Consider the following 16,523-nt stretch of genomic DNA (forward strand, 5'->3'; position numbering starts at 1 on the left):
ATCCGGGACTATTCGAAACCCGATTACAGTGGCCCRGTGCACTACGAGGCACAGGCCAACGACATCTACAAGGTCGCAGCTGCAGAAGGCCAGGACCTGCACGGCAAGAAGGTCAAGGACATGACAGCGGCCGAAACGAGTGCCCTGCTCRACGRCATCGCCCACTTTGAGTCATGGAAAGCCGGGACCGTCACGCCGACGCCCGTGATGACGGAAGAACAGGTGGCTGCCCTGAAGGCCTCTCATCCGGCCAACCACGCCGCGCCCGCTCAAGCGTCGTCAGGCCACGCCCACCCCGGTGTCTTGCGGGAAAAAGACCGTGGCGCCGCCGTCGGTACGCTCCAGACGGACCTCGCCGCCCTCGGCATCACGGCGCGAGACGGCAGCACCATCCATCCGGACAAGCACTTCGGGCCACACACCAAAGAAGCCGTGGAAGCCTTCCAGACAGCGCACGGGTTGAAACCGGACGGGGTGGCAGGACCGGCGACGATGGCCGCCATCGGTGAGGCGAAGGGCCACCTGCAGGCGACCTCCCAACAAAATGTCCCCACCCTGCTCGATGCCCGCCATCCGGCCCACGGGATTTACGAGCAAGCCCACACCTGTGTGGCAAGAATTGACCAGGAGCAGGGCCGCGCGCCGGGACCGCACACGCAAAACTTCGCGGGCTCCCTGACTTCGGCTGCTACAGCTGCCGGCTTCAACCGCATTGACCATGTCGCGTTGTCGGACGACGCCAACCGTGGCTATGCCATCCAGGGCGAGCTCAACTCCCCCTTCAAGAAGTTCGTGGAAGTCGACGTCATGCAGGCGGTCCAGACACCACTGGCCCAAAGCAGCCAGGAATCATTGGCGCATGTGCAAAACAGCGCCCAGCAGCGAGAGCAGGCACAGACCCAGCAGCAGGTCCCGCAGCAGGTGGCGCCGGACGTCCAGCAAGCGGCCGGACCTTCGATGACAAGGTGAGAAGACGGGCGGGGCCCTGCCCCGCTCTTTTCGGTGGTTTGACCGATGCAATTGCCGCGTTGACACCTTTGGGTCTTCAGGGCTGACAACATCGCGTCTGGTTCCCGCTTCCCTGTCATCTGGACGTCTGTTCAACAGTAACGCGCTATTCGACCCGTAGTTTTCTCGTCCAGGCGGGTGCGTGGCCGGCGTCCTCAAACCCTTCAATGGTGACTTTCCCGGCACGGAAAAACTGGATGTCGAGGTCAGCCTCGCCAGGCCCCGCGCTGTACCACTGCGTGTGGGTGGGGAAGTCGTAGGGGTCATACCGCCACCCTGCACTGTTAGAAACGCTCATGCCCCATCCGCCCGGCTGGGCGTTGTCTCCGAGGAACTGACCCCGCACGCGGACCCGCAGTTTTTTGCCCGCCGGAATCCTTGCCGCGAAGGCATAGGTCTTGCTGCCAAACACCGCGATGGTTTCCGGCGCAAGAACGTTCCGGCCAGCACCGCCGGTAGTCGGGTACTCGAACGACTGCGGCAAAGCAGCCGACGCAACATGGTCATTGCCTGCCGTCTTCGGCTCCCGACCTTTCTCAAACTTGCCAACCCAGCGCCCGAACGCGAATCCGGCGACGAGGCAGATGGCAGCCACACTGATGAATGGCCACGGGTTGGCTACAACCAGCGGCCAGTTGTCTTTGAGGAATGCAATCGGGTCCATGTTGTCCCTTCCTTCAATGCAACCGCATCAATACATCCCGGAGGGACCGGCTGCCAGATTTTTCCAGCAGAGCCCCCGGGCGTGGTCACCTTTGACCATCTTCAGAGGGCGGACGAGGAAGCGGGAGCCGACGACGCCAAGCAGGTCAGCAGGCACACGGAAGCGGACGTAGAGTCCGGCGGGGCGATGGAGAAAGAGGGGCTTTGGCATGAGGCGATACCCAAAACGATACCTATTCGAAGGCCGTTTCCGGGTATCGCTAATTGCCTGCAACCGTTGCGCCCCAAGGGCTACAGCAGGTTATGGAGCGGGTGAAGGGAATCGAACCCTCGTMWKYAGCTTGGGAAGCTRCWGCTCTACCATTGAGCTACACCCGCGTCGTCAGGGGATGGTAATACGTCAGCGCGGTGAGGGGAAAGGTGGCGCCCGGCTGAACGCTCCGGGGAGGCGCCCCGCCGGCCCTCGGCGGCAAGCGCATAATCGTGCCAGGGAATTCTTACGAGGTCCGGGCCATGCGTCGATTGCTCTCGCTTTCCATCACCGCAGCGCTGGCTTTGGGCGCGGCCGGTGCGACCTCGGCCCAGTCCCGAACGGTGTCCACCGCCGATATGCCCAAGCCCGGTGTCAGCTATATCTCCGGCCCCTCGACGCCGGAGCGCCGGGAAACCGTGAGCACCGGGACCCTGCCCCAGCCCGCCCGGCTTTATGTGAACGGCCAGGTTTCGGGTGGTGGCTATGACAGCCAGGGCGGGGCCTATGGCAACGGCGGCTATGACAACCAGACCGCCAACACCAACGGTGGTGGCTATTATTCGGGCGGCTACGGCAACTACCCCGGAAATGGCAATTACCCTGGCAACGGCGGCGGCAACGGATACGGCCACGGTCATGACCACGACCACGGCGGCTATCCCGGCAACGGCGGCTACCCAGGGAATGGCGGCTACCCCGGCAATGGTGGCGGCCACGGCGGCAACGGCTACCAGCCGCCCGGCAACTCGAGTTCCGTCGTCTTGAAGCCCAAGCCGCCGACCGGCAAGCCGATGGTCAAGGTCGCTCCGCCACCCAGGCAGGACCGCGACTCGAACCGCAACGGCAACAACGGCTGGAATGCCTATCCCCAGCCGATTCCCGTCAACACCGGCGTGAACGCCAATCGCCCCTCCCAGCCCGGAACCGGCATGGGCACCGGCAACCAACCCGGCACGGGCATACCCCTCCGCAGCGGTGGTAACAACGGCGGCGGCTACGGTTACGGGCACGGCCGCTGAGACCTCCTGTTCGCGGCGGCTACGGCCGCCCGTTACAATCGGCGGATGCATATCACCCTCAATGGCGATGCGCGTGATTGCGCGCCTGGCACAACCGTGTCGTCCCTGCTCGATGCCGCCGGCTATGCCGGTAAGCGCGTGGCCGTGGAAGTGAACCTCGAGATCGTGCCGCGCAGCGAGCACGCTGCCCACCTGCTCGCCGACGGCGACCGGGTCGAGATCGTCCATGCCATTGGCGGCGGCTGAGCCGCGCCCACCGACGGAAGACCCCGCATGAACCACTACTCCCCCGCTGGCGACGACCTGCTCACTGTTGCCGGACGCACGTTCTACTCGCGCCTGCTCACGGGCACAGGCAAGTACAAGGATTTCGACGAGACCCGTCGGGCGACGGAAGCCGCTGGCGCGCAGATCGTCACCCTTGCCATCCGCCGGGTGAACATCGGCCAGGACGCGAGCCAGCCCAACCTGCTCGACGCGCTGCCGCCGGATCGCTTCACCCTGCTGCCGAACACCGCCGGCTGCTACACCGCCGACGACGCCGTCCGCACCTGCCGACTCGCCCGCGAACTTCTGGACGGCCACAATCTGGTCAAGCTCGAAGTGCTCGGCGACGAGCGCACGCTTTACCCCGACGTGGTGCAGACACTGGTCGCCGCCGAAAAGCTGGTCGCGGATGGCTTCGATGTCATGGTCTACACCTCGGACGATCCGATCCTCGCGCGCCGCCTCGAAGCCATCGGCTGCGCGGCGATCATGCCGCTGGCTGCGCCGATCGGCTCGGGGCTTGGCATCCAGAACCGCTACAACCTGCTCGAGATCATCGAGAACGCCAAGGTGCCGGTCATCGTGGATGCCGGCGTCGGTACCGCGTCGGACGCCGCCATCGCGATGGAACTGGGTTGCGACGGCGTGCTGATGAACACGGCGATCGCCGGCGCGAAAAATCCGGTGCTGATGGCGCATGCCATGAAGCTTGCCGTGGAAGCCGGTCGCGCCGCGTTCCGCGCGGGCCGCATTCCACGCAAGCGCTTCGCCTCGGCGTCGAGCCCCATCGACGGACTGGTCGGCTGACATGACGCACGACGACGACACCACGGGCGACGCGCCCTACCTCCGCCGTATTCGCAGCTTCGTGCTGCGCGAAGGCCGGATGACGACGGCGCAGCAACGCGCCTTCGACGATCACTGGTCCCGTTTCGGCCTCGACTACCACGCAAGCGAACGCGATCTCGGCGCGACGTTCGGCCGCGAGGCGCCGCGTGTGCTTGAAATCGGCTTCGGCAACGGGGAGGCGCTCGCCTGGGCCAGTGAGCATGATCTGGCTCGCGACTATATCGGCGTGGAAGTGCACAGCCCGGGTGTCGGCCGCCTGATGAACGCGCTCGCCGCCCGCGAGGCAAGCAACGTGCGCGTCTACAAGCACGATGCCGTCGAGGTCCTCGAGCACGAGATCCCCGCGGGCAGCCTGTCCGAAGTCCGCATCTGGTTTCCCGATCCCTGGCACAAGAAGCGCCATAACAAGCGCCGGCTGGTCCAGCCGGCCTTCGTCCAGCTGTTGGCCTCACGCATGGCCCCGGGCGGCCTGCTCCACCTGGCCACCGACTGGGAGGCGTATGCGGAACACATGCGCGAGACGATGGAAGCCGCCGAAGGCTGGCATAACCGCGTCGGCCCGGGCGTGAGCGCCGAGCGCCCCGCGTGGCGCATCGAGACCCACTTCGAGCGTCGCGGCACGCGGCTCGGCCATGGCGTCTGGGATTATTTGTACGAATGGCGCGGTTTGACCACGACACCTTGACCGGTTAGCTGGCATAAGGGGGGCTTCGTGCTTACGGAGTCCACCCGATGTCCATTTCAAGCGTCGCCGATCTGATTGCGGAAACCCTCGAAGAAGCCGGCGTCCGCCGCATTTACGGCCTGGTCGGCGACAGCCTCAACGCCATTACCGATTCCCTGCGCGAACGCAACCGCATCGATTGGGTGCATGTGCGCAATGAAGAGGCCGCCGCGTTTGCTGCCGGTGGCGAATCCCAGTTGACCGGCGAACTCGCGGTCTGCGCCGGCAGCTGCGGCCCTGGCAACCTGCACCTGATCAACGGCTTGTTCGACTGCAACCGCTCGCGCACTCCCGTGCTGGCTATCGCCGCACATATTCCGAGCGCCGAGATCGGTAGCGGCTATTTCCAGGAAACCCATCCGACCGAGCTGTTTCGGGAATGCAGCGTGTACTGCGAGATGGTGTCCGATCCCGCGCAGATGCCCCATGTGCTCGACTCGGCCATCCGCGCCGCGGTGGGCCAGCGTGGCGTGGCCGTGGTGGTGATTCCCGGCGACGTGGCGATGCGCAAGGCACTCGTGAAGGCGGTCACGCCAGCCGCTGGGCTGTTACCGCCCAAGCCCAAGGTGATTCCGGCCGAGCGCGAACTCGATGCCCTCGCCGCCCTGCTCAACGCAGGCAAGCGCATCACCCTGCTTTGTGGCCGCGGCACCGCGGGCGCCCACGACGACCTGATCGCCCTGGCCGATGCCCTGAAGTCGCCGATCGTGCATGCGCTCGGCGGCAAGGAATACGTCGAGTACGACAACCCGTTCGACGTCGGCATGACGGGCCTGATCGGTTTCAGCTCCGGCTACTACGCGATGGAAGACTGCGACACTCTCCTCATGCTTGGCACCGACTTCCCGTACCGGCAGTTCTATCCGGAGGACGCAAAGATTGCCCAGGTGGATCTGCGCCCCGGCAATATCGGTCGGCGATGCCGCGTCGACCTCGGCGTCGTCGGCGACGTGGCCGAAACGATCCGCGCCCTGCTTCCCCGCATCGAACCCAAGCGCGTGAGCGGGCATCTCGATCGCTGCCTCGCGCATTACACACGCGCTCGCCAGGATCTGGACGAACTCGCCGTGATCGAACCCGGCCACGACCTGATCCATCCGCAACAGCTCACGCGCCTGGTCAGCGAGCTGGCGGAAGAGGACGCGATCTTCACTGTGGACGTCGGCACGCCCACCGTGTGGGCCGCGCGCTACCTGCGCATGAACGGCAAGCGCCGTCTGCTGGGGTCCTTCGTGCACGGCTCGATGGCCAACGCCATGCCTCAGGCCATCGGCGCACAGGCGTCGCATCCGGATCGCCAGGTCGTCTCGCTCTCAGGCGACGGCGGCTTCACCATGCTGATGGGTGACTTCATCACCCTCGCCCAGCAAGGCCTCCCGGTGAAGGTGATCGTGCTCAATAACGGCACCCTGGGCTTCGTCGAGCTGGAAATGAAGGCCGCCGGACTATTGGAAACCGGCGTGGAACTGAAGAACCCGGATTTCGCCGCCATGGCGAATGCGATGGGCATCCACGGCCGTCGCGTCACCCGCGCCAGTGATCTGCCCTCGGCCGTCGCCGAGGTGCTTTCGCACGACGGCCCTGCCCTTCTTGACGTGGTCAGCAATCGCCTCGAACTGTCCATGCCACCGAAAATCAGCGGCGAGCAGGTGAAGGGTTTCAGCCTGTATGCGTTGAAGGCTGTAATGAGCGGACGCGGTGATTCGATCATCGACCTGGCCCTGAGCAACCTGAGTCGTTGAGGACCCGAAAAGCGGGCCGTATCACGGCCCGCTTCAGCCGGGAGCCACCCCCAACGCGTATACTCCTGCGGCATCAATCGCCGCCTGGCAAGACCATGCCACCGCACGTCCCAACCGACCGGATCCGGATAGCCGGCTAGTGGCTCTTACCCTCACTCCCGAAATGATGCTTGTGCTGGGCCTGGTGGGCTTCACCATGCTCATGCTCGTTCTGGAGTGGATCCGGGCCGATATGGTGGCCCTGCTCGTCGTGGTCACGATCGGCCTGACCGGCCTGATTCCCGGCGACCAGGTGTTCAACGGCTTCGCCGGTAACGCCGTCATCGCGATCATCGCGATCATGATCATGGGCGCGGGCCTCGACCGCGCCGGCGTGCTCAACCTCACCGCGGCCTTCGTCATGCGCATGGCACGCGGGGTGGAGTCGCGACTGGGGGTGGTGGTGAACAGCGTCACCAGCCTGTTCAGCGCGGTCATTCCCAGCCAGGCGCTGGCGGCACTGATGATTCCCGTGACCAGCCGCCTGTCCGCCCGTACGGGCGTGCCGATGTCGCGCCTGCTGTTGCCCATGGCGTTCTGCATCCTCACCGCCACCAACACCACGCTGATCGCCAACTCGCCACTGATCGTCCTCAACGACCTGATCGCCAGCGCGAACAGCAACCTGCCTCCGGGCGCGCACACCATCCCGAAGTTCGGCCTGTTCAGCGTGACCCCGGTGGGTCTGGTACTGGCCGTGGTTGGCGTGCTGTTCTTTTACCTGTTCACCCGCAAGCTCCTGCCCGAGCGCGAAGACGATCGCCTCAAGGTGACACCTGGCCGCACGGAGAGCTACTTCGCCGATACTTATGGCATCGTCGGTGAAACCGCCGAACTCACCGTCACGGCGGAGAGTCCGCTGGTCGGCATGAGCATCGGCGAAGTGGAGCAGTTGCACGGAGCTCCGCTCATCCTGGCCATCAAGAACGGCAACGAGAGCCGTGTCGCGCCACCGTCCGATCAGATGATCTGGGTCGGTACGGTGCTCGGCGTACTGGCCCCTCGCGACGCCATCAATGCGTTCGCGAACAACCAGTTATGCCGCGTATCCATGCGCATGCGCCAGCTCGGCGAGCAATTCAACACCACGCGCGCCGGTATTTCCGAGGCGGTGGTACCGCCGAGCTCGCGCTTCATCAAGCAAACCGTCGGCGAACTGCGCCTGCGCAAGCGCTTCGGTATTTCCGTGCTTGCGGTGAATCGCGGCGACGAAGTCTTCCGCGAGGACGTCCGCTCGGTAAGCCTGCGCGCCGGCGACACGCTGGTGCTGCACAGCAAGTGGCGCGACCTGATACTGGCCGAGGAAGACCGCGACTTCGTGGTGGTCACGGACGTGCCCAAGGAAGAGGCGCGTCCCGGCAAGATCTGGCAAGCCGTCTTCTTCTTCGTGCTGGCGAAGTGCCTGGCACTGTTCACCCACCTCGACCTGTCCGTGGCAATGATGACCGGTGCCGTCGGCATGCTTCTCACCGGCGTGCTGAACATGGACGAGGCCTATAAGGCCATCAACTGGAAGACCATCTTCGTCACGGCCTGCCTGATTCCGCTGGGCTGGTCGATGGATTCCACCGGCACCGCCTCGTGGATCGCCCAGGAAGTCCTGGCCGTGCTCGGCCATGCGCCGCAGTGGACCCTGCAGCTGTCCATCGCCGTACTCACCCTGATGTTCTCGCAGGTCATGTCGAACGTGGGCGCGACCGTGATGATGGTGCCGATCGCCATCAGCGTGGCGGTGAGCACCGGGGGTAACCCCTCGGCTTACGCGCTCATCGTGGCCGTATCCTCGTCGAATACGTTCCTGCTGCCTTCCGGCCATCCGGCACTCATGATGGTGGCCGGCCCGGGCGGTTACCGCGCCCGGGATTTCCTGCGCGTCGGCCTGCCCCTGACGATCATYGTGCTGACCCTGACCCTGGTCACGATCAACTTCATGTATCGCTAAGGGCAGCCGCTAGGGGCAGCCGCTGAGCCGCGAAATTTCTCAGGTCAGCCGCACCGCGCCATCGAGCACCGTCACCGGTACCGCACGCAGGCGATCGCCCCGGCAGGGTCCCGCAGTGCAGTCGCCGGTGTCGGCCGTGAAGGTGGCGCCGTGCGCCGCGCAGATGATCGTCCCGTTGCGCACGAGGAACCGGCCCGGCGCGTAATCGAGCCGCCGGCCCGCGTGCGGACAGACGTTGAAATAGGCGCGAGCCTCATCGCCATGCCGGTAGACCATGAGCGACTCCACCTCGCTGTTGACGACGGCGTCGACCTCGATGGCGTTGCCGTCGGGAATGTCCGCMAGGAGGCAGAGGGGAGGGGTATCGGCGTTAGGAGTCATGGCACTTGTCTGTGGGGGTGGGTTGCCCCAAGGTAAAGGGGAACCACGCATGTCATTGTGCCATACGGATTTTTAACCAATGCGCTTCGTCTTCCCGCCCGTTCGCCGCTCGCGAAATCCGCTCGCCCGCGCCTTGTCCGTCGTGGCCGGTCTGGCCGTGCTCGGCGTCCTGTTGGTGTTCGGCGTGGTCGTCATCGGCGTCCTGCTGGCCGGTGGCCTGGTGTTCCTGGCCGTGCGCCAGTGGAAGCTTGCCCGCGGTGGCCGTCCCGCGGCAGCCCAGCCGTCAGTCACGCGCCCCACCGACGATCCCAAGGTCCTCGAGGGCGAGTTCGTGGTGATCCACCAGCGCGATCCGGTCCACCACTAAAACCGCGCGCAAGAAGCGGATGGTGACGGGGCTTCGCCCCGCCTACGCTGGTCTCCAACGAGTGGAGACCACGATGAAAACCCAGGTCCAGTTCATGCACAGCGCCACCGACGATGCTCTCGAACGTGCCCGCGCCACGCTCGACAGCGAGGACGGCGCCAGCGACCTCGCCACGCTTGCGGCCGTCGCAGGGCTCAGCCCCACCCATCTGCAACGCGCCTTCCGTCGCCGTTACGGGGTAAGTCCGGCCGAGTACGCCCGCGCGCGCCGTTTTGGCCAGCTCCGCGAGGCGCTTCGTGACGGTGCCGCGGTCACCGACGCCGTCTATGAGGCCGGTTTCGGCTCCGGCAGCCGCGTGTATGAGGAAAGCGACCGCCGGCTCGGCATGACGCCAGCCAGCTACCGTGCAGGCGGCGCGGGCGCCTCGATCCGCTACACCACCACCGGTACGTCACTCGGCCGCCTGCTGGTCGCCACGACGGCGAAAGGCATCTGCTCGGTCACGCTCGGCGATGACGATACCGCCCTGGAAACGCGGCTCGCGGATGAATTTCCCCTCGCGGAACGCGAGCGCGTGGACGAAGGTCGCGACGAATGGCTCGACGCCGTGATCGCTCGCGTCGCCCGCGATCTCGGTTGGGATGACGGCGACACGCCGGCGATGCCGCCCATCGATGTGGCCGCGACCGCATTCCAGTGGCGCGTCTGGGATGCGCTGACGCGGATACCGCGCGGCGAAACCCTGAGCTACGGCGAGCTCGCCGCCAAACTTGGCGTACCCAAGGCCGCGCGAGCCATCGGTCGCGCCTGCGGCAGCAACAAGCTCGCCCTGCTGGTCCCCTGCCACCGGATCATCCGCGAAGACGGCAGCCTCGGCGGCTGGCGATGGGGCATGGAAATCAAACGGCAACTGCTGGCCACGGAGCGTGCCATGAGCGCCGCTCAAGGCTGACCTTCGAACGTTTCGCTACCGCCGCACCCGCGGCGACGATATCGTTCCGGATTCACCCTGGATCGCCCATGTCCGACGCCGCCTGTACCGCGCAAGAAGCTCCCGCCGCCGCCAGCCCCCGCTGGCTGGTGCCGCTGTCATTGCTGTCGATGTACCTGATCTGGGGCTCGACTTATCTCGGCATTCGCTATGCGCTGGTGAGCTATCCCCCCTTCATGCTCGCGGCGATCCGCTTCGCCATTGCCGGTGTGGTGCTGTTCGCCGTGCTGCGCCTGCGTGGTGTCACGTTGCCGACGGCCCGCCAGTGGAAGAACGCAGCCATCGTCGGCACCTTGCTCCTCGCTGGTGGGAACGGACTGGTCTGTTTCGCCGAGCAATCGGTGAGTTCGGGTATCGCCGCGGTCGCGGTGGCGAGCATGCCGCTGTTCGCGGCGGTGTTCGGCGGCCTTTATCGCGAATGGCCCACCCGTGGAGAAACGATCGGCCTGATGCTGGGTTTCGTCGGCGTCGTCGTGCTCAATCTCGGCGCCGGGTTGTCCGGGTCACCGCTCGGTGCGATCGCACTGATCTGTGCCGCCATGGCGTGGGCCTTCGGCTCGGTGTGGTCCAAGCGCCAGGACATGCCGTCGGGGCCGATGAACACCGCGGCGCAGATGCTCTGTGCAAGCGTTTCGCTTTCGATCATCGCCCTGCTTCATGGCGAGCGTTTCCCCGCTCATCCGCAGGTCGGCGCCACGGTCGCCCTGGGCTACCTCATCGTGTTCGGCTCCATCGTCGCCTTCAGCGCCTACCTCTACGTGCTGAAAACAGTGCGCCCGGCGCTGGCCACGAGCTACGCCTACGTCAACCCACCGGTGGCTGTGCTGTTCGGCGTCGCCGTGGCCGGCGAACATGTCGGTCCCTTCGATCTGGCCGGCATGGCCATCATCCTGGTGGGCGTCGGCATTATCACAATGATGCGTACGCGCAAGGCCTGAAGGCCGCAGTTTGTGAAATCCGTCGCATAAATGGCCCATGTAGGGCACTTTTCAGAATTATTCGATGTTTGTCCGCGATAGCGACACCTAGGCTCGGGTTCTCAGTCGCAGGAGCGCCCGATGTCCCGTCTTACCCCGAAATCGTCGCGGTGTTCGCGGCGCGTGTACCTGTGCTGCGCACGCGGCGGCACCCTCTTCGGCATCGCCATCCTCGCCGTGGCCTCGTGCCAGACCTTTAGGGAGGGGCCAGCGACGGGCGCCTCCTCGCCCGTCGCGGATTACCTGGAGTACGACGCCTGCCTCGACCGCGGCGGTCGATGGCTGATGCATGCACACGCCTGCATCGAGCAAAGCGAGGCGGGCCTGCACGAACGAAGCGAAGTCTTTTAGGGCTTCGCGCAGGGGTTCGCCTCAGAGTTCGCGCAGTGCCGTGGTGACCGGCACGCGCGCGGCACGCAGTGCCGGGAACAGCCCGCCGATGAACCCGATGGCGAGCGCCCACTTGATGCCCGTCCACAGCAGTTCTCCGCTGACATGGAAGCGGAACACCACCTGGCTGAAGTTGGCGCCAAGCGTCGACGTGGTATAGCCGTTGAAGACGAGCCACACCACGCCCGCCCCGATGAGTCCACCGAGAAGGGCGAGCATCATCGTTTCGAGCATGACCGAGACCACGACGGGGACCCCGCGAAAGCCGATGGCACGCAACGTGGCGATCTCGCGGGCCCGTGCCTGGATCGCGGCGAACATCGTATTGAGCGCCCCGAAGATCGCACCGATGGCCATGATGACGCCCACCGTAATGCCCACCGCGCGCAGCACCTTGGTCAGGCCTTCGGATTGCTTGCTGAAGTAATCCTGTGTCGTGCTGACGTCCACCTTGAGCCGCGGATCGGCGACGAGGTTGGCCTTGAAGGTGTCGAAGGCGGCGGGCGAGTCCAGCATGACCGTGACCGACTGCACGCTGCTGCCGCGCCGATAGGCAGAGGCCACGCTTTGCGTATCGGCCCACAGCTCAGACTCGAGGGCGTCGTGGGATTCGAACACACCGACCACCGTCCAGGTCTGCCCGACAAGGCGGAGGGTTTTGCCGACATCGATACCGTCGAACTGCGCTTTCGCCCCTTTGCCAACGATGATCTCACCCAGGCCGGGTCGGAACTTCCGACCTTCGACGATCTTCACCTGGTCCCTGAGCGTCCAGACATCGTCACTCACGCCACGAATCGGCACGTTGGAATCGCTGTTCGGGTCGCCCTTGCGCGGCAGGTTGGCGACGACCACGAGTTCGCCCGACGCGATCGGCTTGCCTTGCGCATCCTTTTTTACGCCCGGCGCCTGCATCACGACGTTGGCACTGTCGCGATCGAGGATGGAGTTGAGCTCCGCCTGCGATCCGCCGCGCAGCACGATGGCGGTGCGGTCGTTGCCGGTGGAGCGGAGTGTCTCGGCGAAGCCGTCGCTCATCGCGAGCATGGCCACGAGTACACCGACGACACCGGCAATCCCGACCACCACGACGGATGACGAACCCAGTCGCTGGGTCACGGTGGCGAGTCCCACACGGGTCACCTGCCAAGTCTGCCGGCCACGTCGGGTAAGCGCCATCCACAGCACGAGGATCACCGCCAGCGCCGCGATGCCTTGCCACGGCAGTGCGATCCACAGCGCGAGGAAAGCGGCGACGATCAGGAGCATCAACAGGCCGAAGCCGAGTTTCTTCATCGATTTCATGTCGTATTCCTCAGCGCCCGGCGAGCGCGTCGACGATGTTGAGACGCATCGCACGGATGGCAGGCAAGGCACCGACGAGCGCGCCGATCACCACCATCAACACGAGACCGAGGATCCACGTGGAAGCACCGATGGGCGGTAGGTTGAGCGCGCCGCCGCTCATCGTCGTGACGATAGGCACCACGACTCCGGCAGCCGCCAGTCCCAGCACGCCGCCCAGGACCAGCAGCAGCACACCTTCCGCAAGCACCATGCCGAGCACGCTCTGACTGGAGAAGCCGATGGTCTTCAGGACGGCGAGTTCGTTCGTGCGTTCGCGTACGGCCTGCGCCATGGTGTTTCCGGTCAGCAGGATAAGCGTGAAGAACACCGCGCCCATGATCGCCGAAACGATAAGTCCGATGTCGCCGAGTTGCTTGGCGAACGAGGCGTTGAAAGCCTGTTCCGTCTGCGTCTTGGTTTCATGGTCCGAATTGGCCGACAAGGCATCGATTGCCTTTGCCACGCTGTCCGCCTTGTCGGCGGAGGTGAGCTTCACCACGTACCAGCCCACCGTCGTACCGACGCTGTGGAACGCGTTGGCATCTTCGAAATACTTGTGATGAAAGAAGAATTGCTGGTCCGTGCCGTTGGCGGCGCCCTTGGCTGGCGTGTAGATGCCGACGATGTCGAACGGCCAGGTCTTGTCACCGTTACGCTGAGGGAAAATCGTCGACTGCAGGGGAATCTTGTCGCCTACCTTCCAGCCGAAACGTTTCGCCAACGCTTCGCCCACGACGGCACCTGTCCGCGTCGTCTCGAAAGCCTTGCGTTGATCCGCCGGCAATTCCATCTCGCGGTAGATGTCGAGGTAGTTGTCGCTGACGGCGAAACTGAGCACGAAGTTCTTCGGGTCCTGGTAAATGCCACCGAACCAGTTCGCATAGCCCACGGACTTCACTCCGGGGATGGCCTCCATGCGCGTCTGCAGGCTCGCCGGCAGGGACTGGATGATCGAGTAACGCGAGGTGGTGATCAGGCGATCCACACCGATTACGCTGTCACCTGAGTCGAAAGCCGCACGCGTGGCGTCGAGCATGCCGAACAGAAGGAAGGCGGCGAGGATCGAGACCAGGGTGAGGAACGTGCGGGACTTGCGCCGGAACAACGCTGCCCAGATGAGATGCATGTATTTCATGCCGGCATTCCTCGCTCAGGCCACGGCTTGCTCGACAAGGGAACCCTTGTCGAGATGCAGCGTGTGGTTGGCGTACTCGGCCGCCTTGGGATCGTGGGTCACCATGACAATGGTTTTTCCGTGCTCCCGATTGAGCTCACGCAGCAGCCCGAGGATGTCTTCGGCAGACTGGCGGTCCAGATCGCCTGTCGGCTCGTCGCAGACCAGCAGCGTGGGATCGGACACGATGGCGCGCGCGATCGCCACGCGCTGCTGCTSRCCGCCGGAAAGCTCGGAGGGCTTGTGCGTGGCACGATCGGAAAGACCGACCAGCTGCAGTGCGATGGACGCGTTCTGCTTGCGCTGTGCCGCCGACAGCTTGGTCAACAGCAAGGGCAGTTCCACGTTGCGCTGGCCGGTAAGCATGGGCATGAGGTTGTAGAACTGAAAGACGAACCCGACGTGCGCGGCGCGCCACTTGGCCAGCGCGCCCGAGCCGAGCTGATCGATACGTTCGCCGGCGACCGTGATGCTGCCGCCGGTCGGCGTATCCAGCCCGCCGATCAGGTTCAACAGGGTGGTCTTGCCCGAGCCCGATGGTCCCATCAGCGCGAGGAAATCACCCTCCTCGATCTTCAGGTTCACACCGTGCAGCACCTCGACCTTCTGCCGGCCGCGCTCATAGACCTTCGAGAGATCCTGGATGTCGATCAGGGTAGCCATCGTTATGTCTCCGGACGCGTCAGGGTGAGGTTTTAGCGATGCTGACGGYGGTGCCGTCGGCGAGGGATTCGGGCGGTGCGACGACGACGGTTTCGCCCATGGTCACGCCGTCGGTAACCAGGCGCATGTCGCCGCTGGCCGGCTTCACGGAAGTCACGGGCCGGCGCTTCGCTGTGTTGTCGGCAATGACGAAAACGATGTCATGGCCATCGCGCTGCACGACGGCCGCGGCGGGAACGAAGACCCCCTTTGGCGCCACGGACTGGGCCGGTGCCCGACGCTCGAGGAAGGAAACACGCACGCCCATGTCGGGGACGATGCGGCCGTCCTTGTGCTCCAGCGCGACGCGTACCTTCACGGTGGCCTTGCCACGATCGGCGGCCGGCACGATGGCGATGACATGGGCGGGAATCTTCCAGTCGGGATAAGCGTCGAGGACGGCTTCCGCAGGCATGTCCGGCTGCACGCGGCCGATATAGGCCTCGTTGACGTCCACATCGATCTCAAGCGAATCCATGTCGACGATGGTGCCGACGCCGGTCCGCGTGAAACCACCGCCGGCCGAGAGGGGCGAGATGATCTCGCCGACCTGGGCCGCCTTGTCCGTGATCACCCCATCGAACGGGGCGCGAACCACGGTGTAGTCGAGGTTGACCTGCCCGACCTGGACCTGCGCATCGGCGGAGTCGGCCTGGCGCCGCGCCGTGTTGAGCTGCGCGCGAAAGGTGTTTGCCTGGGTGCGGGCCTGTTCCGATACCTGCTTGGATACCAGGCCGCGCCCGACGAGCGCCTCGGCGCGGTCGGCGTCGCGCAAGTCCTGGTCGAGCTGGGCCTGGGTCTGGGCCACGGTGGCATGGGCCGCCGCCGCGCTTGCCCGGGCAGCGTCCAGACTGGCGCGCAGGGCGTTGTCCTCGAGGCGGGCCAGCACCTGACCCTTCTTTACACGGTCGCCTTCTTCGATCAGCACTTCGGTCAGGGCGCCGGTGATCTGCGCGGAGACAGTTGCCTGGCGGCGAGCCGTCACGTACCCGGTGGCCTGGAGCACCGCCCCGGCCTCCGTATTGGCAGAGGGCGACACGGCCGTAGCGGTCTTTACCTCGACCGGGCGATGGGTGATGAAGGCCCATGCACCGGCACCGACCGCGAGCAGGACGGCGACCACCCCGACCGTGACCAGCGCGAGCCGGATTCCCTTGCCGCCACCCCCACCCCCGTGGGCTTCCTTGTGCGATTTATCGATCTTCAGCTGCCTCAGCAGCTCGGCGTTCGAATTCATGCTTCCCTCTGTCCCCTGCGGTCCCACCTGATGGCAGGATCATGCGACCCGAGGCGACGCTGCACCACTTCCGCCCATCAGTCATCTGCCGTGACAGGTGTCACCTGCTAACCTGATGGGATGAATACGATCATCCCCGCGCCGGCCCAGCCGAGCATCCCCGTCCTCGGCCAGACTGCGCGTTTCCCGGTCCGCCGTATTTTCTGCATCGGCCGAAACTACGCCGACCATGCCCGTGAAATGGGCGCGTCGGTCGACATGTCGAACCCGATGTTCTTCACCAAGCCGGCCGATGCCATCGTCACCGACGGCGCCGACGTGCCCTACCCCTCGGCAACCAGCGATCTCCACCACGAAGTGGAAATGGTGGTGGCCCTGGGTGCCGGCGGTTCGGACCTTTCCGTCGAGCAGGCCGGCAAGCTGGTCTGGGGCTACGGCGTCGGCCTGGACC

18 protein-coding genes and 1 tRNA gene are annotated in these 16,523 nt (G+C 65.2%); 12 read left to right on the top strand and 7 right to left on the bottom strand.

Translation table 11 applies throughout. The features are described 5' to 3' along the window. Positions 1-969 (top strand): XVIPCD domain-containing protein (locus AC1DT2_RS05460; RefSeq protein WP_477294949.1); only part of this gene is annotated, 969 nt, incomplete at its 5' end. Between the two features lie 145 nt (positions 970-1,114). Here the strand turns inward: AC1DT2_RS05460 and AC1DT2_RS05465 are convergent. Both AC1DT2_RS05465 and AC1DT2_RS05470 read right to left on the bottom strand, forming a co-directional pair. Then, positions 1,115-1,672 carry a hypothetical protein gene (locus tag AC1DT2_RS05465; RefSeq protein ID WP_477294951.1) on the bottom strand — a complete coding sequence of 186 codons (558 nt, stop codon included), beginning with the start codon at positions 1,670-1,672 and terminating at the stop codon, positions 1,115-1,117. A gap of 303 nt (positions 1,673-1,975) precedes the next feature. After that, positions 1,976-2,049: transfer RNA gene (locus AC1DT2_RS05470), tRNA-Gly, on the bottom strand. A 135-nt stretch (positions 2,050-2,184) separates the two neighbouring features. On the opposite strand from AC1DT2_RS05470, the gene AC1DT2_RS05475 reads away from it, so the two are divergent. The 6 genes from AC1DT2_RS05475 (at position 2,185) to AC1DT2_RS05500 (ending at position 8,506) form a co-directional block, all read left to right on the top strand. Then, positions 2,185-2,943, top strand: a complete 759-nt coding sequence (locus tag AC1DT2_RS05475; protein ID WP_477294953.1) for a hypothetical protein — start codon at positions 2,185-2,187, stop codon at positions 2,941-2,943. 45 nt (positions 2,944-2,988) lie between these two features. Beyond that, positions 2,989-3,189: a sulfur carrier protein ThiS gene (thiS, locus tag AC1DT2_RS05480; RefSeq protein WP_477294955.1), complete on the top strand. Its 201-nt coding sequence runs from the start codon at positions 2,989-2,991 to the stop codon at positions 3,187-3,189. A 27-nt stretch (positions 3,190-3,216) separates the two neighbouring features. Next, the gene (locus AC1DT2_RS05485; RefSeq protein ID WP_477294957.1) at positions 3,217-4,017 is read left to right on the top strand and encodes a thiazole synthase; all 801 of its coding nucleotides are present in this window, start codon (positions 3,217-3,219) and stop codon (positions 4,015-4,017) included. A gap of 1 nt (position 4,018) precedes the next feature. Next, the gene (gene trmB / locus AC1DT2_RS05490) at positions 4,019-4,744 is read left to right on the top strand and encodes a tRNA (guanosine(46)-N7)-methyltransferase TrmB (RefSeq protein WP_477294959.1); all 726 of its coding nucleotides are present in this window, start codon (positions 4,019-4,021) and stop codon (positions 4,742-4,744) included. A gap of 47 nt (positions 4,745-4,791) precedes the next feature. Then, positions 4,792-6,525, top strand: coding sequence for a ubiquinone-dependent pyruvate dehydrogenase (poxB, locus tag AC1DT2_RS05495; protein ID WP_477294961.1), 1,734 nt, complete (start codon positions 4,792-4,794; stop codon positions 6,523-6,525). Positions 6,526-6,688: 163 nt separating this feature from the next. Continuing rightward, the gene (locus AC1DT2_RS05500; protein WP_063571199.1) at positions 6,689-8,506 is read left to right on the top strand and encodes an SLC13 family permease; all 1,818 of its coding nucleotides are present in this window, start codon (positions 6,689-6,691) and stop codon (positions 8,504-8,506) included. Positions 8,507-8,545: 39 nt separating this feature from the next. Here the strand turns inward: AC1DT2_RS05500 and AC1DT2_RS05505 are convergent, their stop codons facing one another. Further along, complete coding sequence (locus AC1DT2_RS05505) at positions 8,546-8,887, bottom strand: Rieske (2Fe-2S) protein (RefSeq protein ID WP_477294963.1); 342 nt, start codon at positions 8,885-8,887, stop codon at positions 8,546-8,548. A gap of 79 nt (positions 8,888-8,966) precedes the next feature. Between AC1DT2_RS05505 and AC1DT2_RS05510 the strand changes: the two genes are divergently transcribed. From AC1DT2_RS05510 to AC1DT2_RS05525, 4 genes are all read left to right on the top strand, one after another. Beyond that, positions 8,967-9,254, top strand: a complete 288-nt coding sequence (locus tag AC1DT2_RS05510) for a hypothetical protein (protein WP_063574385.1) — start codon at positions 8,967-8,969, stop codon at positions 9,252-9,254. Between the two features lie 73 nt (positions 9,255-9,327). Then, entirely contained in the window at positions 9,328-10,206 is an 879-nt protein-coding gene (locus tag AC1DT2_RS05515) for a methylated-DNA--[protein]-cysteine S-methyltransferase (protein ID WP_477294965.1), read from the top strand. 68 nt (positions 10,207-10,274) lie between these two features. Then, positions 10,275-11,183 carry a drug/metabolite exporter YedA gene (gene yedA / locus AC1DT2_RS05520; RefSeq protein WP_063572923.1) on the top strand — a complete coding sequence of 303 codons (909 nt, stop codon included), beginning with the start codon at positions 10,275-10,277 and terminating at the stop codon, positions 11,181-11,183. A 120-nt stretch (positions 11,184-11,303) separates the two neighbouring features. Next, positions 11,304-11,573: a hypothetical protein gene (locus tag AC1DT2_RS05525; RefSeq protein WP_477294967.1), complete on the top strand. Its 270-nt coding sequence runs from the start codon at positions 11,304-11,306 to the stop codon at positions 11,571-11,573. 21 nt (positions 11,574-11,594) lie between these two features. On the opposite strand, the gene AC1DT2_RS05530 is transcribed toward AC1DT2_RS05525, so the two are convergent. From AC1DT2_RS05530 to AC1DT2_RS05545, 4 genes are read right to left on the bottom strand one after another with little or no spacing between them, the layout of a single operon-like run. Next, positions 11,595-12,917 carry an ABC transporter permease gene (locus AC1DT2_RS05530; RefSeq protein WP_477294969.1) on the bottom strand — a complete coding sequence of 441 codons (1,323 nt, stop codon included), beginning with the start codon at positions 12,915-12,917 and terminating at the stop codon, positions 11,595-11,597. A gap of 10 nt (positions 12,918-12,927) precedes the next feature. Continuing rightward, the gene (locus AC1DT2_RS05535; RefSeq protein ID WP_063572926.1) at positions 12,928-14,094 is read right to left on the bottom strand and encodes an ABC transporter permease; all 1,167 of its coding nucleotides are present in this window, start codon (positions 14,092-14,094) and stop codon (positions 12,928-12,930) included. 15 nt (positions 14,095-14,109) lie between these two features. After that, positions 14,110-14,796: an ABC transporter ATP-binding protein gene (locus tag AC1DT2_RS05540; protein WP_477294972.1), complete on the bottom strand. Its 687-nt coding sequence runs from the start codon at positions 14,794-14,796 to the stop codon at positions 14,110-14,112. 19 nt (positions 14,797-14,815) lie between these two features. Then, positions 14,816-16,072: an efflux RND transporter periplasmic adaptor subunit gene (locus AC1DT2_RS05545; RefSeq protein ID WP_477294974.1), complete on the bottom strand. Its 1,257-nt coding sequence runs from the start codon at positions 16,070-16,072 to the stop codon at positions 14,816-14,818. 120 nt (positions 16,073-16,192) lie between these two features. Between AC1DT2_RS05545 and AC1DT2_RS05550 the strand changes: the two genes are divergently transcribed. Then, positions 16,193-16,523 (top strand): fumarylacetoacetate hydrolase family protein (locus AC1DT2_RS05550; protein ID WP_477294976.1); only part of this gene is annotated, 331 nt, incomplete at its 3' end.

This window comes from Luteibacter sp. P4_E6, from assembly GCF_056401535.1.

What these genes read in the sequence shown, in the direction of transcription:
- AC1DT2_RS05465 (WP_477294951.1), bottom strand. Translation starts at nt 1,672, where the DNA reads ATGGACCCGATTGCATTCCTCAAAGACAACTGGCCGCTGGTTGTAGCC.
- AC1DT2_RS05475 (WP_477294953.1), top strand. Translation starts at nt 2,185, where the DNA reads ATGCGTCGATTGCTCTCGCTTTCCATCACCGCAGCGCTGGCTTTGGGC.
- thiS (WP_477294955.1), top strand. Translation starts at nt 2,989, where the DNA reads ATGCATATCACCCTCAATGGCGATGCGCGTGATTGCGCGCCTGGCACA.
- AC1DT2_RS05485 (WP_477294957.1), top strand. Translation starts at nt 3,217, where the DNA reads ATGAACCACTACTCCCCCGCTGGCGACGACCTGCTCACTGTTGCCGGA.
- trmB (WP_477294959.1), top strand. Translation starts at nt 4,019, where the DNA reads ATGACGCACGACGACGACACCACGGGCGACGCGCCCTACCTCCGCCGT.
- poxB (WP_477294961.1), top strand. Translation starts at nt 4,792, where the DNA reads ATGTCCATTTCAAGCGTCGCCGATCTGATTGCGGAAACCCTCGAAGAA.
- AC1DT2_RS05510 (WP_063574385.1), top strand. Translation starts at nt 8,967, where the DNA reads ATGCGCTTCGTCTTCCCGCCCGTTCGCCGCTCGCGAAATCCGCTCGCC.
- AC1DT2_RS05515 (WP_477294965.1), top strand. Translation starts at nt 9,328, where the DNA reads ATGAAAACCCAGGTCCAGTTCATGCACAGCGCCACCGACGATGCTCTC.
- yedA (WP_063572923.1), top strand. Translation starts at nt 10,275, where the DNA reads ATGTCCGACGCCGCCTGTACCGCGCAAGAAGCTCCCGCCGCCGCCAGC.
- AC1DT2_RS05525 (WP_477294967.1), top strand. Translation starts at nt 11,304, where the DNA reads ATGTCCCGTCTTACCCCGAAATCGTCGCGGTGTTCGCGGCGCGTGTAC.
- AC1DT2_RS05530 (WP_477294969.1), bottom strand. Translation starts at nt 12,917, where the DNA reads ATGAAATCGATGAAGAAACTCGGCTTCGGCCTGTTGATGCTCCTGATC.
- AC1DT2_RS05535 (WP_063572926.1), bottom strand. Translation starts at nt 14,094, where the DNA reads ATGAAATACATGCATCTCATCTGGGCAGCGTTGTTCCGGCGCAAGTCC.